Annotated in this window: 33 protein-coding genes; 16 read left to right on the top strand and 17 right to left on the bottom strand. The window is 41.3% G+C overall.

Annotation, left to right across the window (positions count from 1 at the left end; genetic code table 11):
• Positions 1-20: 20 nt before the first annotated feature.
• The 7 genes from RMY63_RS11280 to RMY63_RS11250 form a co-directional block, all read right to left on the bottom strand.
• Entirely contained in the window at positions 21-224 is a 204-nt protein-coding gene (locus tag RMY63_RS11280; protein WP_322728785.1) for a DUF2997 domain-containing protein, read from the bottom strand.
• A 2-nt stretch (positions 225-226) separates the two neighbouring features.
• Positions 227-676 (bottom strand): DUF1257 domain-containing protein, encoded by a 450-nt coding sequence (locus RMY63_RS11275; protein WP_292723304.1) that lies wholly within the window; start codon positions 674-676, stop codon positions 227-229.
• 116 nt (positions 677-792) lie between these two features.
• On the bottom strand, positions 793-1,866 hold the full coding sequence (locus tag RMY63_RS11270) for a hypothetical protein (RefSeq protein WP_322728864.1): 1,074 nt from the start codon (positions 1,864-1,866) through the stop codon (positions 793-795).
• Positions 1,867-2,032: 166 nt separating this feature from the next.
• Positions 2,033-2,302 (bottom strand): hypothetical protein, encoded by a 270-nt coding sequence (locus tag RMY63_RS11265; protein WP_322728784.1) that lies wholly within the window; start codon positions 2,300-2,302, stop codon positions 2,033-2,035.
• 119 nt (positions 2,303-2,421) lie between these two features.
• A complete protein-coding gene (locus tag RMY63_RS11260) occupies positions 2,422-2,694 on the bottom strand; it encodes a hypothetical protein (protein ID WP_322728783.1) in 273 nt (90 codons plus the stop codon).
• A gap of 96 nt (positions 2,695-2,790) precedes the next feature.
• Positions 2,791-3,348, bottom strand: coding sequence for a hypothetical protein (locus RMY63_RS11255; protein ID WP_322728782.1), 558 nt, complete (start codon positions 3,346-3,348; stop codon positions 2,791-2,793).
• Between the two features lie 100 nt (positions 3,349-3,448).
• A complete protein-coding gene (locus RMY63_RS11250; RefSeq protein ID WP_322728781.1) occupies positions 3,449-4,246 on the bottom strand; it encodes a hypothetical protein in 798 nt (265 codons plus the stop codon).
• On the opposite strand from RMY63_RS11250, the gene RMY63_RS11245 reads away from it, so the two are divergent.
• The 7 genes from RMY63_RS11245 to RMY63_RS11215 all read left to right on the top strand — a co-directional run bounded on the left by RMY63_RS11245 (position 4,237) and on the right by RMY63_RS11215 (position 7,990).
• Positions 4,237-4,368 carry a hypothetical protein gene (locus RMY63_RS11245; protein ID WP_322728780.1) on the top strand — a complete coding sequence of 44 codons (132 nt, stop codon included), beginning with the start codon at positions 4,237-4,239 and terminating at the stop codon, positions 4,366-4,368. The genes RMY63_RS11250 and RMY63_RS11245 overlap by 10 nt on opposite strands.
• Before the next feature lie 355 nt (positions 4,369-4,723).
• On the top strand, positions 4,724-5,044 hold the full coding sequence (locus RMY63_RS11240; protein ID WP_322728779.1) for a hypothetical protein: 321 nt from the start codon (positions 4,724-4,726) through the stop codon (positions 5,042-5,044).
• Positions 5,045-5,128: 84 nt separating this feature from the next.
• Positions 5,129-5,950, top strand: coding sequence for a Bro-N domain-containing protein (locus RMY63_RS11235; RefSeq protein ID WP_322728778.1), 822 nt, complete (start codon positions 5,129-5,131; stop codon positions 5,948-5,950).
• Positions 5,951-6,073: 123 nt separating this feature from the next.
• Positions 6,074-6,598: a hypothetical protein gene (locus RMY63_RS11230; protein ID WP_322728777.1), complete on the top strand. Its 525-nt coding sequence runs from the start codon at positions 6,074-6,076 to the stop codon at positions 6,596-6,598.
• A gap of 2 nt (positions 6,599-6,600) precedes the next feature.
• Positions 6,601-6,897, top strand: coding sequence for a VVA0879 family protein (locus RMY63_RS11225; RefSeq protein ID WP_190963715.1), 297 nt, complete (start codon positions 6,601-6,603; stop codon positions 6,895-6,897).
• 10 nt (positions 6,898-6,907) lie between these two features.
• On the top strand, positions 6,908-7,366 hold the full coding sequence (locus RMY63_RS11220; protein WP_322728776.1) for a hypothetical protein: 459 nt from the start codon (positions 6,908-6,910) through the stop codon (positions 7,364-7,366).
• A gap of 18 nt (positions 7,367-7,384) precedes the next feature.
• On the top strand, positions 7,385-7,990 hold the full coding sequence (locus tag RMY63_RS11215) for an MT-A70 family methyltransferase (RefSeq protein WP_322728775.1): 606 nt from the start codon (positions 7,385-7,387) through the stop codon (positions 7,988-7,990).
• 67 nt (positions 7,991-8,057) lie between these two features.
• Here the strand turns inward: RMY63_RS11215 and RMY63_RS11210 are convergent, their stop codons facing one another.
• Positions 8,058-9,014 carry a cytosolic protein gene (locus tag RMY63_RS11210; RefSeq protein WP_322728774.1) on the bottom strand — a complete coding sequence of 319 codons (957 nt, stop codon included), beginning with the start codon at positions 9,012-9,014 and terminating at the stop codon, positions 8,058-8,060.
• Positions 9,015-9,054: 40 nt separating this feature from the next.
• On the opposite strand from RMY63_RS11210, the gene RMY63_RS11205 reads away from it, so the two are divergent.
• From RMY63_RS11205 to RMY63_RS11180, 6 genes are all read left to right on the top strand, one after another.
• Positions 9,055-9,861 (top strand): DUF5131 family protein, encoded by an 807-nt coding sequence (locus tag RMY63_RS11205; protein WP_322728773.1) that lies wholly within the window; start codon positions 9,055-9,057, stop codon positions 9,859-9,861.
• Positions 9,862-9,982: 121 nt separating this feature from the next.
• The gene (locus RMY63_RS11200; RefSeq protein WP_322728772.1) at positions 9,983-11,152 is read left to right on the top strand and encodes a hypothetical protein; all 1,170 of its coding nucleotides are present in this window, start codon (positions 9,983-9,985) and stop codon (positions 11,150-11,152) included.
• Positions 11,153-11,166: 14 nt separating this feature from the next.
• On the top strand, positions 11,167-12,558 hold the full coding sequence (locus RMY63_RS11195) for a replicative DNA helicase (RefSeq protein ID WP_322728771.1): 1,392 nt from the start codon (positions 11,167-11,169) through the stop codon (positions 12,556-12,558).
• 5 nt (positions 12,559-12,563) lie between these two features.
• Positions 12,564-12,959, top strand: coding sequence for an ASCH domain-containing protein (locus RMY63_RS11190; RefSeq protein WP_322728770.1), 396 nt, complete (start codon positions 12,564-12,566; stop codon positions 12,957-12,959).
• The gene (locus RMY63_RS11185) at positions 12,956-13,720 is read left to right on the top strand and encodes a DNA cytosine methyltransferase (RefSeq protein WP_322728769.1); all 765 of its coding nucleotides are present in this window, start codon (positions 12,956-12,958) and stop codon (positions 13,718-13,720) included. Before RMY63_RS11190 ends, RMY63_RS11185 begins: the two co-directional genes overlap by 4 nt.
• Before the next feature lie 113 nt (positions 13,721-13,833).
• Positions 13,834-14,733, top strand: coding sequence for a M23 family metallopeptidase (locus tag RMY63_RS11180; RefSeq protein ID WP_322728768.1), 900 nt, complete (start codon positions 13,834-13,836; stop codon positions 14,731-14,733).
• Between the two features lie 190 nt (positions 14,734-14,923).
• Here the strand turns inward: RMY63_RS11180 and RMY63_RS11175 are convergent, their stop codons facing one another.
• From RMY63_RS11175 to RMY63_RS11145, 7 genes are all read right to left on the bottom strand, one after another.
• Positions 14,924-15,049, bottom strand: coding sequence for a hypothetical protein (locus tag RMY63_RS11175; protein WP_322728767.1), 126 nt, complete (start codon positions 15,047-15,049; stop codon positions 14,924-14,926).
• A gap of 261 nt (positions 15,050-15,310) precedes the next feature.
• On the bottom strand, positions 15,311-15,913 hold the full coding sequence (locus RMY63_RS11170) for a hypothetical protein (protein WP_322728766.1): 603 nt from the start codon (positions 15,911-15,913) through the stop codon (positions 15,311-15,313).
• Between the two features lie 409 nt (positions 15,914-16,322).
• Entirely contained in the window at positions 16,323-16,514 is a 192-nt protein-coding gene (locus tag RMY63_RS11165; protein ID WP_322728765.1) for a hypothetical protein, read from the bottom strand.
• A 78-nt stretch (positions 16,515-16,592) separates the two neighbouring features.
• A complete protein-coding gene (locus tag RMY63_RS11160; protein WP_322728764.1) occupies positions 16,593-17,024 on the bottom strand; it encodes a hypothetical protein in 432 nt (143 codons plus the stop codon).
• Between the two features lie 9 nt (positions 17,025-17,033).
• A complete protein-coding gene (locus tag RMY63_RS11155) occupies positions 17,034-17,927 on the bottom strand; it encodes a hypothetical protein (protein WP_322728763.1) in 894 nt (297 codons plus the stop codon).
• A 191-nt stretch (positions 17,928-18,118) separates the two neighbouring features.
• The gene (locus tag RMY63_RS11150) at positions 18,119-18,997 is read right to left on the bottom strand and encodes a hypothetical protein (RefSeq protein ID WP_322728762.1); all 879 of its coding nucleotides are present in this window, start codon (positions 18,995-18,997) and stop codon (positions 18,119-18,121) included.
• A 2-nt stretch (positions 18,998-18,999) separates the two neighbouring features.
• On the bottom strand, positions 19,000-19,407 hold the full coding sequence (locus RMY63_RS11145) for a prevent-host-death family protein (RefSeq protein WP_322728761.1): 408 nt from the start codon (positions 19,405-19,407) through the stop codon (positions 19,000-19,002).
• A gap of 711 nt (positions 19,408-20,118) precedes the next feature.
• On the opposite strand from RMY63_RS11145, the gene RMY63_RS11140 reads away from it, so the two are divergent.
• The 3 genes from RMY63_RS11140 (at position 20,119) to RMY63_RS11130 (ending at position 21,820) form a co-directional block, all read left to right on the top strand.
• Positions 20,119-20,523: a hypothetical protein gene (locus RMY63_RS11140; protein ID WP_322728760.1), complete on the top strand. Its 405-nt coding sequence runs from the start codon at positions 20,119-20,121 to the stop codon at positions 20,521-20,523.
• Positions 20,524-20,657: 134 nt separating this feature from the next.
• Positions 20,658-20,870, top strand: coding sequence for a hypothetical protein (locus tag RMY63_RS11135; RefSeq protein WP_322728759.1), 213 nt, complete (start codon positions 20,658-20,660; stop codon positions 20,868-20,870).
• A gap of 56 nt (positions 20,871-20,926) precedes the next feature.
• Complete coding sequence (locus RMY63_RS11130) at positions 20,927-21,820, top strand: transposase family protein (protein ID WP_322728758.1); 894 nt, start codon at positions 20,927-20,929, stop codon at positions 21,818-21,820.
• 80 nt (positions 21,821-21,900) lie between these two features.
• Here the strand turns inward: RMY63_RS11130 and RMY63_RS11125 are convergent, their stop codons facing one another.
• A complete protein-coding gene (locus tag RMY63_RS11125) occupies positions 21,901-23,463 on the bottom strand; it encodes a PAS domain S-box protein (RefSeq protein WP_322728757.1) in 1,563 nt (520 codons plus the stop codon).
• A 12-nt stretch (positions 23,464-23,475) separates the two neighbouring features.
• Positions 23,476-23,748 (bottom strand): helix-turn-helix transcriptional regulator, encoded by a 273-nt coding sequence (locus tag RMY63_RS11120; protein WP_322728756.1) that lies wholly within the window; start codon positions 23,746-23,748, stop codon positions 23,476-23,478.
• Positions 23,749-24,247: the final 499 nt, after the last annotated feature.

The following is a 24,247-nucleotide window of genomic DNA, read 5'->3' as shown; positions in this document are numbered from 1 at the left end:
AACTGGTAACTGATGACTGATTACTGACGCAGGCGTATTTGACTACTATTCGTAGTGCGAAGCTGTGGTGCTGATTCTTCTTTGAAAACGCGATCGCCTACAACCCCAAGTGCCTCCTCAAACGGTTGTGTAGCCGATAAACAACTCAAATCTTTGAACCCCTCCGCTTCCACGCGAACTTCACCTGTAGCGCTGTCGAAATGAATCAGTATTGAACGTTCCATATTTATCTCCGTGCAAATTGTTGAACTTCTTGATGTCCAGCAAAAGTCAGCCGTAGAGTTTGCACACTTCCGTTAGTTGATTCAGCGATCGCACATTCACCAAATTTTTCTTGTAACTCGGCAGCTTTGACACGAACCAAATGCTTACCATAAGCCAGCATTAGTTTATTACTGAAAAAGTCTTGTCCCAACTTAGGAACTGTTTCATAACTATCGTGTATTACCTCGTACACGCCGCTTGACTGATTCCATTTGAAACCTATATCTGCACGGGCTTGAATTGTGCGACCAGACACAATGATTTCTGCGCTTTGACCTTGGGAGCTACCGTAGTATCCTTTTAGTGGCTGTGCTGTTTCGTGAACTTGCGGATTCAGTTTCAAATCTTGTAAAGCTTGTACCAGACATTCACGGTTAACAAGCTTGGTTTTAACGGTTGAGAAGTGTGACATAAGAATTTTGTTCCTATAGTAGAAAGAAGTGCGGTACTCTTTTTGAGATGTATATGCTGCATTTTTCGTTTAAGGTACTTAGTCTTGAGCGATGCACCTTCGCCCAAGACTGTTTTTTACCGGAACTTAAACGACATCACGGTAGCTTTCGATAAGCCCACGTCGTCAGCCGCAAGTGATTGCAGATTGCGCTGTTCATCTAACAACTTGGTGCGGATCTCTTGCATTTTTTGCTGCAATTGACTGCGCGTATCAGAACCAAGATTTTTAGACTCAATCGCTGGATCGTTAACGATAGAGTCCAAGTGCGCCATCATCGCCTCCAAGCTACTGCCAGCCTCCGGTGAAGCGTTTGCTAGTAGCACTTGAACCTTCATCAGATGACGCTCCATTTTCCTTTTAAACTGTATGGGTTTCCTCCCTGGTTCCCAATCAGCCAACTCTTCAAGCAACTGTGCGGCGAGTTGTTCACCGCCAGCTAGAGCAGATTCCCGTAGCCTTTGCTCCAGATTTTGGTCATACTGCTGAATGAACTTGGTAATCTGGTCTAGACATTCGGCTTGCTGCTGGTTCAGTTGTTCGGACAATGCCGGGATAATCACCGGGCGACCAATAATGACTTGCAAATAGTCTTCAAGGTCGGTCAGAGTCGGGAATGCTCTTAACAAGTTGGCTTTGACTGACTCTTGCTTATCCTGTGCTAATTCCCAAGTGTTAAGTGAGAGGAACTGATCAATCCGCTCTTGATAATCAAGAAGTCCCGCTTCGTAATCAGCTAAAAGTTGATTACGCAGTCCAGGGGCGATATTATCTCTGATGTTGATTAATTGATTCCAAACAAGTGGAGCCAAATCAATAGGACAAACCCAATCACCAGTATCAGCAGACATCCATTCTTGAACCGAAGCAATCTCTTGACGCAATTGGGCAGCAGCTTCATCAAGCTTTTTAAATACCTTGATACCTCGCAAACCGACTTCAGAATTTGTAACTTTCACGAGGTCTGATTCAATTTCAGAGACTTCAGCTTTTAAGACATCTGCCCATTTAGGAGCAGCAGACTTTGTACTTTTCTTTAGCTGAATGCGAAATCTAATGCGGGTTTTATTTAACTGTGAGAAATTGTGGCGCTCGACTACTGCATCAGTCAGGAAATTTGCAGCAATAGGGTTGTCAATTGCTTGTACCATCATTATTGACCTCAATCATTATTTTTCACTCTCGATTAAGCGAAGCTTTCTTTGTGGCTATTTTTCAACTTGTGAATGTCTGTAGTAGCTCTATAAATTACTTTTGTAGAGCTATCTTTTAGCCGAATATGTCTTTTAATGACTGGTGGTTTGTGTGTTGACATCGCTAAAATAGTTGAAGTTGCTGTGAATTATCCTGTACCACAGGCTTTTGATAAACCATACCTTCGACTTCATAACAGCGAGTCATAAGTTTGTTTCGATTTAGTCGAAAGCTGGCTTTTTTTCTTTGATTTGGCAGAGGTACAAATAGATACTGTGGATGTTGGATAGTACCTGCATCGCCTAAGTATCGACAATGTGTACCGTTAATTTGATAAACTTTTGAGGAGCTTAACAGTGTCGCGTCATACACTTTGATCAAATTTGCTTCCATCTGATTACCATTGAAATAGAGTGTGCGATAATCTTTTTTGGAATCGATTTTTCTCTACAGTCAAATTTAATTAGTTTGACTGTAGAGTTTTTCACGCATAATGTAATTTTCCGATTCTTTCAAAGATAGAAATGCTCGAAAATCTGGTTTAATTTTGACTTTGATTCATCTGGTAGTGCCTTAAAGTCAAACTCCTCTGAGTCCCAAACTTCATCAACACTATTGGACTCATCAACAATGTTTGCAATCAAACTCACTTCATCGTTGTAATTCCAACCGTTAGCCAAAAGCCACGGCAAGACTCCCTCGGATTGCAATAGTTTCTCAATGTCGAACGAGTCAGAAAACTGCTGTAAGTTTTCGATACTGGGGTGAACGATTGTTATAGTCATCTGTGATTAGTTGTGAATAGGTAAACAGCACACGTTGGCTGTAGACAAGGCTTGAGTAACTTCTAATTACATGCCCAAGCCCTATTTCCGACTTCGTTAAAATGCCATTTCATTGGCAGCTTTTGTGACTTCTACTGCCTGTTGCCAGATTTGTCCCCACTCTGTTTGCTCGTTGTAAGATGCCATGACTAATTCGCTACCTACCCACACCCGGCAGAATAAGACGCTTTCATCGGTTGTTCCTGGAGTAGGCTGTAGCGTGAGCGGAGAGTAAAGCTGTTGTGGAGTAAGAGTTGCGATCGCGGCTAATACACATTTAGCAAAGTGAGTCTCATGCCCACTTTCTAATATATAGAGTCTGTCTGCTTGAATTGTAATCAGCAACTTGTAAACTTCCTTTCCTCTGCGCTCACACTTCTCGAATTTCAGTTCTCGCAGATATCCAGTTAAGGCTATTTGGGTAATCGCACTTGCTTCACTGTTGTTTAGGGTGTACCACAGATAACCATTGTGACGATTGCAGTAGATTTTGCTACTGCCAGCTTCACTGTGAAGTCCCAATTTCGGCTTATTGATTGCTGCAACTAATTGCTTGAGTAGTTCCTCTTGGCGCATCAAAGCAGCAAGTAGTTCAGCATTTTCTTGAGAGGTCATAAGTTTATCCAATACATTTCACTCTCTCATTGGCGAAGCCGTTGATTTCTCAAACTAACAGGCGCGACTGATGAGGTTTCAGTCACGCCTACTGATTTTTTTACGCCGCTACCAACTTCCGACTCAAGAGAGGCAGTTCAACCGGAGTCGTCACTCTAGACAGCGCCTTTACAGCCTCCCTGACGCTCCAATACCTTACTCCATCCCCACAGCGCCAATAGTAAGTTTTAAGGTCGTTTTCCCAGACTTCATCAGCGTTTCTGACCTTGAAGATAATTCCCAAGAATTCACCATCTAGATATACGTTGTGAGCCGTCTGAAGGTCAGTGCGTCCTACATAGGTCAGTCGATAGTCGTCCACTGGTTCGCACAAGTCTTCTGCACGAGTCCCGCGATACCCACAGTTACCGCACCCATGTCCTTCGCAGTCTGGACAGATGGCAGCAGGCATATTCCACTTCGGCAGTGTAAAATCCCATTCAGCCGGTGGGGTTAATATTCGAGCCTTGTGGGAAATATAACAACCAGCATGACCGATTACTTTATCAGAATGGTATTGGACGCTTAACGATAGCCAATCACAATCACCTAACAAGCCTATTTTCTCAGAAGCTTGTTTCAATTCCTCATCTTCTTTGTGATTGCACTTTACTGGAGCAGAAAGACTCGCTTTTACCTCTGCAACAGCGCGTTTGAAAGATTGTTTGTGGTAACGAGCATAGCCGTGGATCATTTTTACCCACACGATATCATCACTGTTGATCCAGATAGTCACTACATCTTCGGGCTTGCACTCTTTTGAGTAGTCCGACTGATTGACGATGGTTGCAATGATTTCGCGATCCTGTGTGGTTAACGGATCTTTTGTTAGCGTAGGGGCTGAAAGTTGTGTCATCATTAGAAATACCTCTTAAATGGGTAAAAGGGCGATCGCAGACTTTCCACGGTGAGCGATCGCCTTTTGTTTTGTGTGAACAACGTTGTGGTTTACCGCAACGCTCTCAAAAAGATTCGGCGTAGCCTCATATTTCTGAATTTCAGTTATTTTCTAGCAAGAATTCACAGCACAAGGCTCTAGAGAAGGTATTGAGCGGTTGCTCTAATTGCAGCATGAGTGAATTTATTGAGTGATTTTGAGTATCTCCCCCAGCCGACTTTACCTGGCGTACCTTGTGCTATACGACGGGAGGTTCTTGTTTCTCAAATCTATGTTTTGTGTTGATCAAATCTGTGACTGGTTAGACTTGCGAACCCTTTTTGCGTTTGGGTGCAGGCGGTTCGCCTTCCTTTGCCCTATGTTTATTACAATATCGCTAATATATCAGTATGTCAACATACTGATATGTTGACATACTGATATATTGAAGGTAAGATTGTGAATATAGAAAAATACAGCAATATGTTGGTACATCAATATGCTGCCGATCGGAATATGCTTGAGAAGTCTAGGCGTATTCCGATACAAAGAATGGTTAAATACATTGATTTGTCAAAGTTTTGGACTGAGGAGAGTGATTTGTCCATTGAGACTGCACATGAGAAAACGGGACTTAACAGAAGAACCTTATCATCTGCAAAAAAAGGTTTACTCGATAGGTGTCAAATCGACACACTATTTAAACTCAAAGATTTAGCATCGGATTTAGCTGGCAGAGAAGTCAGCTTCGATGAAATCTTCAAGGACGATCAAGCCTAACTCATCCATAAAACTTAAAAGCGATCACCCCCCGCCAAGAGTGCGATCGCTTGACTAAGCCACAGCCATAGCAGAGGAATAGCCATGTCTAACCTATCAGTTTTTTCGTTTGAAGAGAAAGAAGTTCGTTTTGTTGGCATAGCAGAGAAACCAGAATGGGTCGCTGCTGATGTATGCACTTGTTTGCAATTGAGCGATACAAGTAAAGCATTAGAGACTCTGGAGCCAGATGAAAAGGGTACGAAGAATGTTCGTACCCCTGGTGGAGAGCAAGAAATGCTTACTGTTACCGAACCTGGGCTGTACCGCCTCATCTTTAAGTCCCGTAAACCAGTTGCAAAACGTTTCCAGCGCTGGGTATTTCACGAAGTCCTTCCAACTATTCGTAAAACAGGTAGTTATTCACTTCACCCATCCCAACCTCCCACGCTTGCCCTTCCCCCAGTCGAACAGCGATTGCATACTCTTGTCCTGGCCATGAAAACTTTAGCTGAGTTAACTGGTGGCAGACTCAACCCGTACATGGAACAGCAATTTAAAGACTATGCCGGGAATCTTCTGGTAGAACACAACAGAAAATTGTTAACCCCTTCGGAAGAACGCTGGCTCGGCGTGGTCAACTTTGCAGAGAGCGAACTTGGAAAGAAAGTCCCTATCAGTGGCCCTCACTACCGGGGACATCTTGGGACATGGGTGAGAACATTTTACCCACACTTAGGCGATCGCCAAGAAACACGATTGGTTAACGGTGTGCAGCAGCCCATTTATGTCTACGCTTGCCACGAACCGGCTGTTGCGGCAGGCTTAACCAAAGCTATAGAAGAGTTCTTCGCTCATTCCAGTCCTGGTGCAGCGCTAAGGCAGGCGGGGGCTTTCGCTAGTAAGAAAGCTGTAGTTACTGCTTGATGGTCATCGGTCATCGGTCATTAGATATTGGTCATCGGTCATTGGTCAAGCACAGCGATCGGCCAGTAATCAAGAATTAAGACTTTTACAACAAAGGTAAATTTTACCTTGAGGGGAAAAGATATGGAACTCGGCTACTTCCAGAAAGATGTATTGATTGAAAAACTAGCTAAGAAATTCTACGCGATCCAAGGCTATGTAGTCCCCGAATCATATCGAATGCAATCAGCTACACATCCAGCAGAAAGAGCGTGTGTGGCTATGGCTTTGTTTGCTATTCAAGAATTTGAATCCATCGAAGATGAATGTTCAGATGAGGAGGTGGAGGAAGACTCTTCAGAAACAGACAGCACAAAAAAAGTAATTACTTGGTTTGGTGAGTTTTGGAAATTTGGCGACAGAGAACAAATCAAAGAAAGAGTACAAGATTATATTATTAGCCTAAATTACCTAACTGAGACTGAATCAGATAAGTTAGGCGAGTGGACTTGGGAAGATTTTTCTAGTTTTAAAAGAATCACTAAAAAATATCCTATGCCGGAAGTAGCTGAAGCCCAAGTTGATTGGAAAAAAGTAGGAGATTTTATTCATGAATTATTTGGGGTAAGTTTCCATGAAGACGAAGAATTAGAAAATGAGGAGGATTAAATATGAATAAAGAACAGTGGCTAACTCTTGGAGAAACACTATTTGGACAAGACAAGATGCAATGGAAGTTTAAGTGTCCATGTTGCGGTCACATTGCTTCTGTCCAAGATTACAAAAAAGCTGGCGCTCCATCTTCTGCCGCAGGATTTTCTTGTGTAGGACGATGGATGCCAGTTTGTAAAGATGCTTTCGATGATAAGGATAAGCGCAAGATTCCTTGTAATTACGCTGGCGGCGGATTAATTAACCTTAATCCCGTTGATGTTGATGGAATTAAAGTTTTTGAATTTGGGGTTTGAGGCAGGAGATATGGAAGTCGTAGTCACAGTAGTTGAAAAAGTTGCATCTGTTGCCCATATTAATATCCCCGATAGCCTATCAGTTGATGGAATCAGGCAACACATTGTTGGCTACTACAACAGTGGAGAAATGCAAGCAGATTTGAATATTTACCAAGTAGATTTTGAATCTATTAGCGCTCACATTGGTTCAAAAACTAATATTACTTGGCATCAAGGAGATACTTCTTGTGCAACCCGTCAGTATTACTTTTGCAAACTTGGAAGATTTACTTTGACTCTGTTAACTGATACAGAGCAAAACTTAACTCGTACAGAAGTTTACTTTGGGCATCACAAGCAACTTATTTATACGTCAGAAAAAGAGATATCCAAAGAATTGGCAACAGTCGAACTCCAAAATTTCTTAAGTGGATTAGCTGTTGAACTTCAGACTTTAAGCCACATTGAATTTCCAGAACAAGTTTGAAAATAACAGGAGTTAAACATGAGACTAACAGCATTAGAAGGTCAATACCAGTGCATCGTGATTGACCCTCCCTGGTTCTATCGGCTGAGAAATCAGGATAAAACTCACCGAAACCGCATTAACTATAAACCGATGCACATAGGAGAAATACTGTTATTGCCTGTTCCAAACTTAAGCCATCCTACAGGGTCAGTCCTTTGGCTTTGGTACACAAATAATCACATGGTAGAAGCGGCTCAATGCTTGCAAACATGGGGATTTGAACTCAAGACTATTTTGACTTGGGAAAAAGTCACCAAAGACGGCACTAAAACACATCTAGGTGTTGGTCATTGGCTGCGAAACTCGACCGAACATTGCGCTTTGGCTGTTCGTGGGAATGTCAAAGCTTTCTCTGGACGAACACTCACAAACGAGTCCACCATCCTGCACTCACCCCGCCGTGAGCATTCCCGTAAGCCCGAAAATTTCTATCAACTTGTAGACAAACTGTGTCCAGACATAACAAAGCTGGAGATGTTCGCACGCGAGTCTAGGGACGGCTGGGACTGTTGGGGGGATCAGGCGGATCTGTTTGATCAGCCTGTTGAGCAGAATCAGCAAGATATTTCCTTAACTGCTTAACTAAGGAATAATTTAGGCACTAAAAGTCTACGCTCATCTGGAAAATCCAATACCAAGCTCTTAAATACTAATTTTCTCTGGGAGTGTCGGTTGTTGGCTGATACAAGGAGCGCAATTGTTCTAAGTTACTGGCCGTCTCTAGTCCCGTAAGAACTGCTCTTAATTGCTCGACATCTTCAATTCTGGAAATTTCTGGTAATAGGCTTAAACCCTCAGTACCAAATTTTAGTTTTAAACCAACTGCAATCCCTTCTAATAAAGATTCCATTCTGGCAATTCGCTCAAATGATGTCATGTACTGCATAGATTGTTGTGCCTCTAGTTGTTCTACTTCCCTTTTAAATTCTCGTTCTAAATCTAATGGTAATGTCAACATCCAATCAATAAAACCTAACAAATTCAGAATAGCTTCGCGCTCAAACCCCTGCTCGTATAACCTACGCGCTAAAGCTAATTTCTGCTGCTTACGTTGTAACCTGTCACCACGGGTTTGCATTGCTGCCAAATGAGCCATGACCACCGTAGCAAACGGATTATGGCTCTCTTCAAGCTCCGGCAACCAATGTTTATAGTCTAGCAGCTTGATCACAGGAAACTGAAAATCAACTGTACAGCCAAACAATTCATAACCAAATTGATTTGGTCGCCAGTCGATGTTGTCATCTCCCAGTACCGCACATGATGCAACAGAGCGATTATAACGGTCAAAAATCCGATAGTTGTATACAAACATACGTTTCGGGAAATCGCTTTCTTCCTGGCTTTGGACTTCGACATGGATCAATAGCCAAGATTCTTCACCCCCAATACGGTAAATTTTCACCAATTTATCAATCAGTCGCTTTCCTAATTCCGCATCACGGACTACTTGCTGTAGCTCCTGATCAAGAAACTCAAAACCTCTACTCCAATCAATTTCACTATGCGCTTGGGGAAAAAAGAACAACATGAAATCTTGAAAATACAACTGTAGTATCTGCTTCCAAGGAGAATCGTATTCAGTAAGAGGTGTTTTCTTAGCCATTTTCAAATGTATTGTCTAATTTCAAATTTCAGAGGTATTTATGCCAACAAACATAGAATGGACAGACTTAACAGATAATATCATCCGTGCCAAGGGAGGCGGTTGGTGGTGTCAAAAAATCTCAGAGGGATGTAAAAATTGCTATAGCGAAAAGCTGAATCAAAATTCTTTCTTTGGCGGAAACAAGCAACTATACTCTGGGCAACCACCAGAGCTAGTGTTAGATACAGAAGCTATTCGGAAATGGGGATTCCAAAGAAAACCCAAAAAGCATTTCGTTTCTTCAATGACTGATGTTTTTGGTGAATGGGTTCCGCGTTTTTGGCAACATGAAATACTGGACGGAATGTTCGTTGCTCCCAATCAAATATTTCAGATTCTCACCAAACGCCCAGAAATTATGCTGTCATCTATGGATGAATGGCTTTCTTGTCATGGACTAGACAAGTTACCTGCAAATATTTGGCCAGGAACTTCGATTGAGAATCGCCGCACTTTAGAAGAACGTAGTCAATTTCTTACTAAAATTCCGGCTTTAATTCGGTTCTGGTCAGTTGAACCATTACTAGAAGATTTGGGCGATATCACTCAATACTTGAATGACGTTCAGTTAGTAATTGTTGGTGGTGAATCTGGCCCAAATTCCAGACCATGCCACATTGAATGGATTAATTCAATTGTCCAACAATGTCACGCAGCTAAAACACCTGTGTTTGTGAAGCAGTTGGGGGCGAATGCAATATTTGGGGGACAGCGATTCAAAACCAGTGACAAAAAAGGGGGAGACCTTGAGGAGTTTCCACAAGAATTACAGGTTAGAGAATTTCCTTTTTCTATACATGAGTAAAAGCAAAACCCCCGCCTGTCAGAAACAGTGCGAGGGAAAAATAAACTGTAGATTTTAGCAAGGTGCAGATTAGAAATATGAGTTTACATCATGAGTTGCTACAAAGTTGCCGGAGGTGTTTATGAGCAAAGTTATAGCAGGTAAATCTCTCAGTACGCATTATACACCAGTATCTAATGCTTTAATCCGTAACTCCGAAATAGATGATGGCACATTCAGATTAATTTGCTGGATGACATCACACACTGAAGGCTGGGAGGTGAATTTCAACAGCATTAAAAACTCATTGGGTTATGGTCGAGACAAATTACGCAAGATTCTCAAAACTGCGGAAATCCAAAATTATTTAGTCAGAAGAAAAATTCGCACTGAAGCGGGGTTATTTGATTTTGAGTATCACATCTTCAAGGATACCAATTCAGCGATCGCTTTTCGAGAATCCTTGCAACCTGTTGAATTGACCAGTGACTTGTTTTTAGGAGGTGGCGCAACCAGGGGGGGCAAAACCGGAGGTGGTCAAACCAGAGGTGGTGAATCAACCCCTCTATTAGAAGAACAATATAGAGAAAACCAAAAAGAAGAAAAACATACTCAATTTGCTCCCCAAACCCAAGAATCGTGTGTGTGTGAAACTGAACAGCTAAATCTTGAAGAACCAACTCCAGAAAAACCAAGTTTAGAAGAATCAACCCCAGAAGAACCAATCCCACAACAACCCACTTTGTTGTTAAAAAATTGCGAGTCTTCGCAACAAACCGATAACCCCTCAAGAGGATCAACTATTGCGGTGGGGTCGTTCGATAAATCCGAACAAGCGAATAAGCCACAACTAACCTGTCCCTACAAGACAGCAAAGAACGTGAAAGAACTGATTGATGCCTGGCTAACAGACCCAACTGCTATGAGTGATGACTCTCTACCACTACTTGTCAGAGAAACAATCAAGTGGAATTGCTGGGTTTTACCTTGGCGCAATGGAGAGCGAAAGCTAAATAACTTGTACCAGAACTTCAACCCGGTAGTCGTGGATTTCCTAGCACAAGAATTAGCCACTAAATCGAAACGCTCCGCACGACAGGAAATAGATCATGCGATCGCAGTCATGAACACCTGGGAGAAAACCAAGGGTGGGTGGACGAACCTGATGCAGCGCTTAAGCCAAGCTCAGAGTGCCGAAACTCAACGCCTTGCCCAACAGAAAGCTATACAAACGGCTCATGCTGCCCCTAATGAGTTGAGGGCAGTACTACCCGAAATTAGACAAGCGCGGAGATTTACAAAAGTAGCATAGCAGGAGAAAAAGTGATGTTTTCACCAGATTTTGCCCCAGATAACGTAGTTTCAATGCCTAACCGCTTACCGCCCCAGGCGATTGAAGCTGAAGAAGTAGTACTCGGTGGCATTTTGTTTGACCCCGAAGCTCTAGCTCGTGTAATTAAGATTTTGCAACCAGAAGATTTTTACGTTGGTTCGCATAAGGACATCTACCGAGCCGCAGTGCGATTGCACCAGTCTCAGCAACCAACGGATTTATTGTTTGTCACCAGTTGGCTGGAATCTCATGGCTTATTGCATAATGTTGGCGGGAGAAACAAACTTGTATCCTTGCTTAACTCTTGCGTGTCAGCAGTTAACATCGATGCCTTAGCAGAATTGATTCGAGAAAAAGCGCAATTGAGGGCGGTGATCCAAACGGCTTTACAAATGGCACGCTACGCGATGGATGCTCCTTTGACTGAAACTACTGCCACTTCAGTCATTGAAATGGGACAACAAAAACTTTTAGAGTTGCGCCAATTAACTATGCCTTGTCAAATGAAGCTAATGGCTGACATTATCCCTGACGTTTATGCCGAGATTGAATTGGCCAATAACGGTGAAGATGCGATTGAGGTAAATGTCCCCACCGGATTCTATGATTTGGATTCGGTAATTGGCGGGATGCCCTTCGGTTCTTTGACCGTTGTTGGAGGTCGTGGCGGCATCGGCAAGTCCACCTGGGCATTGGATATTGGAATTCGGGCTGCTGCTAGCGGCTTAACAACCGCTTATTTCGCTTTAGAAATGTCTGCCTCACAAATGATCAAAAAGACCCTTTCAAGGCTGGCAGCGCCTCATGTTCCTGCTGACTTGCTTTTTAAACGCAATGTACTCCGGGAATCTCACTGGAATCCTTTGGCTCAAGCTTGTGCAGACGCGATGGCGTTACCATTTTGGTTGAATGACAACCCCGTAATCACCACATCACAAATCAAGGGTGATTTGCAAGATATACAAGCTCGTTGCGGTTCAGTCAGTTTGGTAATCGTGGACTATGTGCAGTTGATTGAACCAATGCGTCGTGAACGTGGCGAAAACCGCGTGCAAGAAATCGACTCAATCTTGAAACAACTCAGAGCGATCGCTAAACAATTCAATTGTGCTGTCTTGGGTTTGGCGCAGTTAAAAAGAGAAGTTGATTCACGTTCCGAAAAGCATCCAACCAAAGCTGATTTTCGGGAATCGGGAGGATTTGAACAAGAAGCTGCTGTGATGTTGGGTTTGTATCGAGAAGATTACTACGATAAACAGACCACCCAAAAAGGCATTTTTGAAGTTTCAGTTTTGAAAAGTCGGTTTAGTAGTGAGACGACTGTTAATCTCTTGTTTGATGAACGATTTGGACAGTTTAAAAATTTGGCTAAATCCAACTATTAAAACCCATGAAAGCGCTATCTGTTCGTCAGCCTTGGGCATGGGCAATTATTTATGCTCTTAAGGATATTGAAAACCGTGGCTGGCCTATCAATTATCGCGGCGACATTCTGATTCATGCAGCCAAGACTTGTACCAAGAAAGAGTATCAGCTAGCCAGAGAATTTTGCCAAGGGATGGGGGTAGTAATCCCAGAGTTAATCTCTTTACGTCGCGGCCAAGTCATCGGTATTGTCACAATAGTTGATTGCCAGTTTTCACAAGTTGCGTCTGGCTGGGGGATGCCTGAGCAATACCACTGGAAGTTGGAGAATCCGCGCGAAATTACACCGATTCCTTACATTGGGCAGTTAGGGATTTTTGAAGTGCCAGATGAACTGGTGAGGAGTGCGATTGCCTTATGAAATCAGTCCTCTCACTTTTCTCCGGCATCGGCGGACTTTGCCACCACGGGATATCAGCCGCAGGTCTATCTCACAAATTCCGAGTCCAGCAATTTGTCGAAATCTCCCCTTATTCTCAATCACAATTGCGCTATGAACAACCAGGAATTCCAATCCACGCAGATATTACCAACTACGATTGCCACCAAGGACAATTCGACATTTTGTGCGGGGGATTCCCCTGTAGTGGCACCAGTAACGCTGGAGATAAAAAAGGACTCAACGACCCCAGGTCAGGACTGTGGCGCGAAATGTTCCGCATCACCAACCAGTGTAGACCAGCAATCGCTCTCATCGAAAACCCAACAGGGCTACTCTCTAGAGGAATGGCAACAGTCCTCGAAAACCTTTCCCAAATCCGGTACGTATGCGAATGGGAAACTATACCCGCGTACTGCCTCAGCTTGCCACATGAAAGAGAAAGAGTCTTTATCATTGCCTACGCCGATGGCTTATTCCACCGTCAACAGCCAACCGCCTGGACAGACCAGATTGGAAATCAGATTACGCAAGTACGGCTCTCTCATGAAGACCGAAGCTTTGAACCCGGCATTCGTGAGGTGGCTTTTGGGGTTCCCATTGGAGTAGCCAAGGGAATTAAGGGTAATTATGATGCTCGTCGCGCTTATGGTTTGAGTTGTTCTCCAAGGCAAGCTGCGATCGCTTGGAAACGGATTGATTATTTGTGCAGTATATTATCATACTTTACTATAATCCAGTAGACAATTACTAGCTTTGGAGTTGAAGTATGTATAATTTGAGAATCTGTTTGGCTATGCTGGTTTTTGGTTTGTGGCTACTGATTTGCAGTCCTGCATTTGCCCTCACTTGTGATATGAGTCAGTACAATATTAGTTCTGTAACTGGTACAAAAGTGGATTATGGCAATACTAGATGGCCAGTTGATACCATTCAAATTTCAGATCCTTTTGGCTCAAGAGATTTAGCTAAAAACACTAGTACAGGTGGCTATGATTACCACAGAGGTTTAGATTTGAAAGGAACCAAAGGAGATACAGTTTACTCCATTGCTTCTGGTACTGTTTATAAAGTTCAGGAAGATTGCGAAAAAGGTGATTTAGGGTGTGGATTTCCCAATGGAGGAAAGGTAGTTGTAGTGGAACATCCCCTAACGTTTAATTTTAACGGTAAGCCTTATACAAAATACTATTCTGTCTACTTACATTTAGATAATTTTGATATTGGTAATAATCAAACTTTGCAACAAGGGCAGTTAGTAGTATTAGGTAGCCCAATTGGCGAACTGGGTAGGACTGGTGCTAGTTACTCTCATGTACATTTTGAAATACGTCTTGGCGATATTAATATAATGCCAGCACAACGAATCGACCCTAGTGTTAATCCTTTATATTTTTTAGATGAGGTTGATGATGTTTATCACGACACTAATAACTATACAGTTTGTGTAAGCAAATCTCCTCTAACTGTTAAATTTTATAGCTCTAAACAGGAACTAGACTTTAATGAAATTGAAATTCAATCTTCGGGTGAAAATAGAAAAATAAACTTTAGTACAAAAGAAGGGATTGATTTAACGCAAGTAGATAATTCATCTCCTTATGGTTTAGTTACTATTAATCCAGCAGATTTTAAATATGGTACTCCAGAATACTTAATCGATTTTCAGTTTCCCGGATTAGACGAGAATTTTACTAGAATATTTGTTCGAGATATTTGGGGTAATGGTCGAGAAATAACACCTAAATCTCTTTAACACTAGAATTGGCACTTTTCTAACGTGTTGCAAGCAGTTATTAGTGATGACTGCTACTCCCGTGCTGAAGTGGAAAGTACAAATCTTTGAGTATCAGCAGAAGGTGAGGGAAACCAAGCCAGTGCAGCAGGCGACATTATTCGACATCGCACCTAACCACTGTGATCCAGATCGGATTGATCCGTTGCAGTTACAGGTGCAATTCCAAAGCAGCTTTAGTAACTTCTGCTCCCGACTCCACTGTTTCTCCACGCTTTACAGCTTTCTCAAGGAGTCCAGGAATCCAACGTTGCCAAATCTGCTGAATCTTTGCCATTGCTTAAATGCCTGTGCTAGGAGTTTTACCGATGATCAGGGTTTATGCTTGCTACACTTGAGGTTAACGCTTTTACGGACTGCGACGCAATATTCTGATTACAGCGAGTAAACAATGCACTGCATGTATAACTCGATTGTTGGTAGTGGGTGCAAGATCCTCAGCCACCTATACAAAAAAACTGCCCTGGGGCAAGGAGGCCAGAGCAGTGCTTGTAAAAAAATAGTAAAGATTGCTGCTGTGGCTGATTTATTTATATTTCTACTCATTTTCATTCATCAAGGTCACAAATAATTTACCCAATTCAGAAATTTGTACACTGATGTGGGCTACACCATATCCTTCAAGAACTACTCCTGTTGAAGATGTTTCCGTAAGTCCAGAACGAGTTAGATGATTTAGATAGCTATACTCTTGATTATCTTTAAGTAGTTTTTTTAAATCTTCAACAAATGCGATGTCTATAGCCGAAGCTAATCGTCTAAATGTTTCTAGATTAATCTTTTCTTTTATGAATTTTAAGAATAATACAGCTAACATTTGAGCTTTATCGAGGTCATCTAAAAGATTTAAAATAAGAAGTAGACATTCTCCTACCTTAGATTTCTGGTCAAAATTATTATCTAACTTATCTAAAAAAAGTTGTTTTTTTTCAGGGGTAATCTTATCTAAATGTAAAATAAATTTTTGAACCTTTAGTAAAAAAACACGGTCAGTAATAGTTTTTGATAGTCTAGATAACTTGACAGCAGTACTAAAAAATGGAAGCTCTTCTATAATTCCTTCGAGTACAGAGTCTAATACTATTTCTCCTAAATCTGCTAAGATATCAGTTGTTTGTAGAGTAATTTCTGATTCTTCCATATTATCTTATAACAATTTTTTATCTTGACCTAACAGCTATCTATCAGATAAAGTAGTTCCTCACAACTAAAAGGATTGATATATTAATTTGAGTTATACTTCACCGGAAAAGAAACCCTTATAATTCAGCATAATTTACTTCATAATACAGTGATGTAATAATAAAGACAAACGCTTTCCTCAAACTAAAGCCTCCGAGTTTGATTATATTTCCGAAAGCTATCGCCCTCTACGCTCTATTGATAACTCCGGGTGGCGGAATTTGAGAGCCGATGATTTTTGCTGTGCGTGAGTCAGTATTTAAACTTTATAGTACATTAAAACTACTTGTTTCAGATAGCATATCTGTATTACTTACCACCTGACTATGCGACCAGTTGTTACAGTGAGAAGCTATAACGATTGATGATCACAACTCATCTCTGAGCCAACTCAACCCAGTTCTCAACGCCGCCTCCGCCGTGTAATAAATCTTTTGTTCCCCAAATATGCCACCTGTGCGGCTGATGATACGGAATTCCCAGCATTGACCAGGAGTGTAAAAAACTATCAGGGTGCTACCTTTAATACAGATGACTTCATCAACCTTAATTTTGGACATTGCCTGGTGCAAGGATGCGGTATCTGCAATTGTCTTCGATTTTGCAATTAAGTGGCACAAATCTCCAATATTTCTAATCTAAGGTTGAATTAGAGGCTGTTGAGATTGCTGAGTATTACATTCAGCTACTTTATTGCTAACAAGTACATAACTCGTACCTACCAGTGCAAGACTAACTACAGCAGCAGCAACAATATTCCAACGCTCACCAAATGGTTTTTGTTTAGAAGCTATTCCAAGTTGCTCCTGTATATATTTGATAGCTAATGCTAAAGATTTACGAGTGATTTCATGCCAAATTGTAATAACTCCGCGCTCATCACTTTTTAAATAAGCACATAAATAACCAGGACTTGATTTATCATCTTCAATCATGAGTGAATAACCATCCACTAACTTCGCTATCAAGGTTTTTTTGCTTCCTAGCCGACGTGTATTTGTTTGCAGACCATTTGATTGCAATATCTTGATTGCATCTTCCATTTCTATAGCGTTTCTTTCTAATATCATTTTTTCCCCTTAGAGCATTTGAACGAAAGCTTTCAAAATTTTGTATTGATAATTTCCATCTTCAGCCTGATGGGAAGTTTGGGTCACATTCCAAACTTTTTGGATAATATCATCAATACTGAAACCCTCCTTCTTCAATTTCCTCACTTGTTCTTTATCTTCATCAATAGGTTTTTTGACAGCAACACTGGTTTTTATTACTTCTTTTAACCAACTCCAATCATCACTCTCAACCCACCAGTCTATTGTTTGAGCAACAAAAGCAAAATTTCTTGGATAATATACATTCACATTACCTTCATTTTTATCTGCCTTTTCACCAGAGTTCACTTTGTAGGCACTAGCCATCATGTTCCTAACTTTATTCGTAAATGTAGTGATTATCCAAGAAACACTTAAACCGTAAGAGCCAATCAACCATTCTCTAATTGTTATTTTTTGATTTTCATCAAATAATTTTGAAACTTTTAAAGTATACTTTTCCCAGAAAGGTATCTGGCTTACCATTTCGCCTAAGTGAGCTAATCTTTTATTAATCAATGTACAAACTTGGAAACTTAGCCACTCTCCCAAACTTTCATAGAGTTCTTCTGCCGCCAGTTCATCACAAAAACTATAGAAATCATAAAGCTGCTCTACATCTGCAAGATGCAAACCTTCATGTTCAATCAGCTTAATTCCAGAAAGTTGAATTTTATCTTGGGTTATAGTAAGTACGTTGTAATCAGCCTTATTAGATATTTTTTTATTAGGATTTGAAGGTATATCAGTTAACAAAATTTCTACAATATCTTCTAAAACAACTCTGCCATTCGCCCCTTCTCTTTGGGAGTAAACGCGGACTATCTGCTCTTTCCGTGCAAATACATTCTGGTAGATGTAATTATTCAGAATTAATTCCATAGCTTATTCCTTTCCATTGGTAATGTTTATACTTACTTAAAAATCCTATGCAAGTATGCAATCTAGATATTTTTACTGTTATTTATGGCTTAAGACCCATAAATTAATTTTTCAACTTAGCCAAAAATTTTAAAAAGATCGCATCAGTTTTTTTTATAAATTATTGGCTATAAAGCTCAGAAAACTTATAGTTAGTCAGTGTCTGCACTATCCAGTACTTCTGCAAATAACATTGGAATTGTAAGCTGTACCCCTGATTCATGGAGACGGATAGGAATTCCTGACTTTTTAGATATCCACTTTATCCAGTTTTTCAAAGTCTGTGAGCGACGATTACTAGTATCTGCGTCTTTTAATACCTCTGGAAAAGTAAGCTCTTTAACTACTTCATCATTTAAAACTAGCACACTATTTAGTTGTGATTGTTTTAGTGAGACTGCATCAATAATTCGCCAAACAGGAGGGTAACTTAACATAGCTTCAATGAGCAGCCTGACTTGTAAATCTTCATTAGGTGCTTCAGCAATTAATCTGCCCTTTTGGGTTAATTCAGTTAGCCACTTCTTGCCCTGACGCATCCTTGTAATCAGCTTGAGTGCTTCCAAAGCTTGTTTTGCATACTGTCCATGTCGAGAGATATATACGTCTTTTTTTCCTCTATTACCTAATTTGTAACCTAGCTCATATGAGTTTGTTATTCCTTGATGAATAAGTAAAATCGCCTCGATCATTTTTTTAGGCTTATCATACTGGGGAATGGAATCTATACAGTTCTTATCATCCCAATCATCCTCAATCGTAAACCTTTGCTTAAAAATATCTGCCGCTTTCATTTTGATATCGATTAGTAATACTTTCTTTTCTTCAAAATACGGTTTGTAAAACAAGTTGCAATATGAACCTGCGATCTCATTAGTATTAATATCGTAAAAATTTGTTTTACTTAAATGTCCGTCTTGCTTAAGTATTTCTAAAAAATGATTAATCTCTTGGCAGGCTTCAGGTGGATAATAGTCTTGTAAATTTTTTATTTTATTCTGAAGTTCTGTGGTAGATACTATCTCAAACATGATTACTTCTCCTGAGTTAAACTTCCAACTTCAATAAGACCGCTATTAATAGCAAGTAGTTTATCTGCAACTTCTGACATTGGAATCGGAAGATAGGCAATCAACCGAGGGCTAATGAATGCAACTGCTCTGCGTGTATGATACGTTACATAAATACAATCAACATCAACTTGTAAACGCTCCCAGCATTCGGTTAGATGTAACCGAAAATCTGACAATGACATCTCTTCACTTTTATTGATGGCATTATCTAAGAGAGCTTTTTCCAAATCCTTTAAAGGTACTAAGAATCCAACTACTTGCCCATAATAAGTAGCAGCAATTCTTTTCATCCCTAATTGCACCTGACGCTTGAACTTCGGCAGGCTTTCTCTCAGGTCTGATAATGGAAGCTGCTTGAAAGAACTCACGTTTGTTTTCCTCTTACTTTTGTAGTACAAACATACTGGCAAATGCTTCTGAAACTACTATATTAGACAAGATACCATTGTGCAACGAGTTTAGCAAGTTGTATTTGTTTTACAATTTGAGGCTATAACTATTACTACACAATAGCTACAGCATATTGATTGATGATAACCGTTAGTTACCAGAGCGATAAGCTTGACGGCATGGCTACGCTTGCCGCCTACAGTAGAATATGAGCTAATCACCTTTGTATTCAAATATTAAAGGTTGCATTACTGCATTATTGAATTCTTACATTGCTTTTCTCTACCCCTGTGCCTTTTTCCACAAGCACCTTTTTGGGTTGGCAGACCGCTAGTTCGCTACCTGTACAAAAAAACTGCGCTTTGTAGAACCAGCACAGTTTTAACTAATGGAATTTACATAAGGGACTATTAGGCTGTCGTCCCTGGCTTTACATATAGTAGATTCGGTATGTAATGGTATACAGCTAGAGTTTTGGACTTTCCGGACAGTTGGCAAAAAATTTGAAAGTGGAATTACATAATGGCGGCGATAACATTGTCACCCATCTGCCGCTCAAGCACTGCACTATCACCCTTAAGTCAAAAACTGGATTATTATAAAAAAATTCCGTAGTTACGGGTATATTCTGATGCTGATATTAGGATAACCCGTAGATGGTAGATTGAGAACGAAATCAATCCAATATTATGCAAAGTTTAACAGACCTAGAAAACAAATTATTAGAGGTACGCAATTTACAGTCTCAAGTAGACAAGAAAAAAGCTGAATTGGACAAGCAAATCAAACAGCTACTCCAAAACAAGTCTGAACTTGACAAGCTCATGGAGCAAGCACGTCAAAAAGAGTCCCTTGTGCAATGCCAGATAGTAGAACTCAAAAGCCTAGAGGTACGAACACACCCACTAGAAGTAGAGTATTTTGGTACTGGCGCAAGCAAAAGTTTACAGAATGATTTACTAAATTTGCTTTCTGGTAACGGTTCTGTTGCTATCAGATTACTTAAGCACCAACAACAGATTAATCCTGGCAAGCCGGCAAACTGGTATTTGGAGAAAGTCATTTACGACTTGAAACGGGATCGACATTGCTAATTTCTTGCAAAAATTGAACCTAGCCTCTTGGGCCTGTGTAGACACCATCCAGTTGGATTTTGACAACCAATGGTTGTCATTCGCTACTCTGTGGTGTGCTATCACCCCGAATAACTCTACATAGGGGCAATTGTGTGCGATGGCGTACCCGTACCCGGACACCTTCTTGTGATCGCTTGCCCTGCCGCTACTATCGGGTATCTCTGCATGGCGAAAATTTGGGGGATTGGTCGGAACTTGGGGTACTGGCTGTTCTGTCTCTTTTACGCAGGAGTTCTATAGGGGGCGGCTGCGGCTGCGGCGATCGTTATAGATGGTTATTAGACTTGTCCGAAATATTAACTTAGGAAAAGAAAAATGGTAAAACGTTGAATTGAGTGTCTACCATTTTTCAAACTTAGTTATGGTTTTTGATTATATCCAAAAGTATCCATTAAGAACAAAACAAATTTTAGGAATTAGTTATGAACAATTACAATCACTACTACATTGTGCGAGCAAACGTCACCAGGAAATTAAAATTCAGCAAGAAAGGCAAAAAATAAGAGTTAATGCGGCTGGGGGAGGTCGCAAAGAATTGTTATCAATTCCAGAACAAGTTTGTTTATGCTTATTCTATTTAAGACAGATGCCGACATTTCAAGTATTAGGAATGTTGTTTAGGGTTTCCAAAACGGAAGCCAATGATACATTTCACGACTGGATACCAATCCTCAGAGATATTTTACCCTCTAGTTTATTAGAACAAGTCTCAAATAATGAGAGCGATTTACTATTTGTTCAAGAAGTGTTAACTAATTTTAGGCTATTGGTCGATAGCCTGGAACAGCCAATATATAGACATTCTGACCAACAAGAACAACAAAAATATTTTTCTGGTAAGAAAAGACAACATACTTTAAAAAGCCAAATGATTGGGATGCCAGAAGGAAAAGATATTGTTGAGGTAGAAGTAGGTGTTCCAGGGCCAACAGCAGATATAAAATTGTTTCGTCAATCTCAGCAAAAATTTGATAAATCTCAACCTTTTTCAGGTGATAAAGGATTTCAAGGTGGGGAAAACATCACTACGCCCCATAAAAGAAAACCGAAACGAGAACTTACTCAACAGCAAAAAGATGAAAACAAAGCTTTGTCTAGTAATCGGATATTCATTGAGCATTTGATACGCCTGCTCAAGATATTCCGCATAGCCTCACAAAGATTTCGTTTAAAACTTGATACTTATGAACAGATTATTTTAACAGTTTGCGGATTAGTTAGATTAAGAATTGGTAGCTTAATTCTGCCAACTTAGCTATTAGCAATCATCATCAACACTCAAAAATTAGGAATTAATTTTTATGCCTCTAAACTATCGCTAACTATCTCAAACCCTTATGACTCTGTTTTTACAAAGATATCAAAGTTTTGCCCCAAAGCTTTGAACAGTCTGGCTTTGGAGTTTTCGGACAAGTCTATTGATGCGCCGAACCAACGCACAATCTCGCCCGTTTGCTGATCTCGGTAAGGCTCGGCACGCACCAGAAACCAGCGATAGGTTCCCGCCGCAGAGCGAATTCGGTGTTCGACCGAGAAAACGCCGCCGATGCGCCGCGCTTCGTTAAATGCCTCCATTGTGCGATCGCCATCTTCCGGATGAACGAAGTTAGCAGCTACCTGGGCTGCCGTCGTTGGTTCGTAAGGAACGCCCGTGTAGTCGCTCCATTGTTTATTGAAAAACTCAACTCGACCTTCTGAGTCCGTAATCCAGACGATTTGCGGCACAGCGTCTGCCATCAGCCGGAAACGCTCTTCACTCTCGCGCAATGCCACCTCGGCTTGCTGGCGTTCGCTGATGTCGTTGAATACGATCGCGAGTTGTTTCTTATGCAAGTCGCCGTGCCGATTGACACTGATTCGGTAATGTCGCCCTAAATCCGCCATCCCAATCTCAAACTCGATCGGCTCACCAGTGACCAGAGCCTGTTGATAGTGTGCTAAAACTTCAGGGTCGTGATTGGGCGCGAAGTAAAGTCCCGTTTTGCCAATGGGGTCACTCAATCCGGTTTGCCGTTCAAAGGCGGAATTCGTTTCTAGAAAGCGGTAGTCAATCGGCTGCTGCTGTTCGTTATAGATGAGTTCGATGATGCAAAAGCCATCGTTCATCGACTTAAACAGCGATCGATATTTCTCCTCTGATTCGCGTAGGGCAGCTTCGGCATAGGCACGTTCAACAGCTGCCCAAGTTCGTTCTGCGGTTTCTTCAACCAGTTTGACCTCGGTTTGAGTCCACTGACGCGGTGTGGATTGTTGAACCGCAAGCAGGGCAACGAATTGATTGTTTTTGATCAGCGGCACATCAATGTGTGCAGCAATATCAATCTCACGATATCTCGTCTTCTGGGTGTCCGTATATTTGGGATTATTGGGAATATCAATGACAACTTGGGTGTGCCCAGCCTGATGATCGGTAGTTAGGTTGCGTCGGTAGTCTTCCAAGCGGTATCGCCCCCTCAACTGGGCTACACCATTAGTGTAGTTGGGATGAACCATAACCTCCTCACCACCCGACACCACTTCGATGTAAATGACACGAGTTGCTCCTAAAGACTCACCCAAAATACGAGCGGCGATCGCTTGTATCTCTGAAGCATCGGTGAGCGGACGAAGGGCATCGGCAAGTTTGACTCGGAACGCATTGAGTTGATTCGCTTGGTGTAAGGCGGCTTCAGCAGAGCCATTCTTTTGCTTTTGGGTATCTGGCTGCGTCTTGAAGAATGGCTTAGTTTGATCAAGTTCAGTTAGTAGAATCTGCACTGCCGTTTTCAGGTCGTCTGACCAGGTTTCGACAGCACCCAATGGCGTTTGTGACCAATCGTGCGAGTGAAGCAACGCCCCCAACTCACCGCCTCCACCAAACAACTTCTCAGCTATTGTCCTGAATTTCTCTGCCCTCATGCGTTTAATTCCTTATAAAAAGTACTTCCTTCGCATGGACTGGCAGCGTTCTCGTACCGTGGCATCAGCTGACTCCGATAGCTGATTCAAAAGTATCTCAATTTGCTTAAGGGCTAAAAAAGAGGGAGTAGCATGTCCTTTTTCCCAGCGATTAATTGTTGGGAAGGACACCCCAAGGTGAACCGCAAACTTCTCCTGGGTCAGCTTTAGAGTTTGCCGGAGTTCTCGAATCAATTGACTCATAGCTGGCTGCTCAATACTGACGTATTGCTGATGAAACGCCATATTGTTCACATTTTATAAAGTCCTTTATATACCTATACATAATTTTAACAAAAAAGCAATGCATCTCAAGACATAAGTTGTTCTTTAGGAGGCTCGTTAACAATTATTAACAGCTTAATAGATGGTTGCTGTGATGTCTCTAGTTTGTAAAAGTATAAAATATATTTATCCTAATACTTATGCCAAGAATCGCAATTCAAAACAGTGGTTAGATTTGCTGGTAGCTGACAAATGCTTAAACGCTCAAAGCCTCATTTTGGCCCGACTCCTGCCCGAAACTTGATTTTTCATCATGATTTTGATTACTGAATCATTGTTCTAGTCATATTTTGGGAACAATTGTTCCCATTCATCCTTCTATCGCTGCCATTACCCCAAGGAGCAATCGTAGGCTGTGGAGGGCGGTTGTTAATCGAGCAGGGATGAAGGCGGCGGGAGGCGAGAAGCGAAGCTTAAGCCTTCTCCAAAGGATACGAAGACAGCGAACGGCGAACGCAGA

Origin of the sequence: Nostoc sp. ChiQUE01b (assembly GCF_034531255.1) — a bacterium.
GTDB lineage: Bacteria > Cyanobacteriota > Cyanobacteriia > Cyanobacteriales > Nostocaceae > Nostoc.
This window is presented reverse-complemented; position numbering and strand designations above follow the sequence as displayed.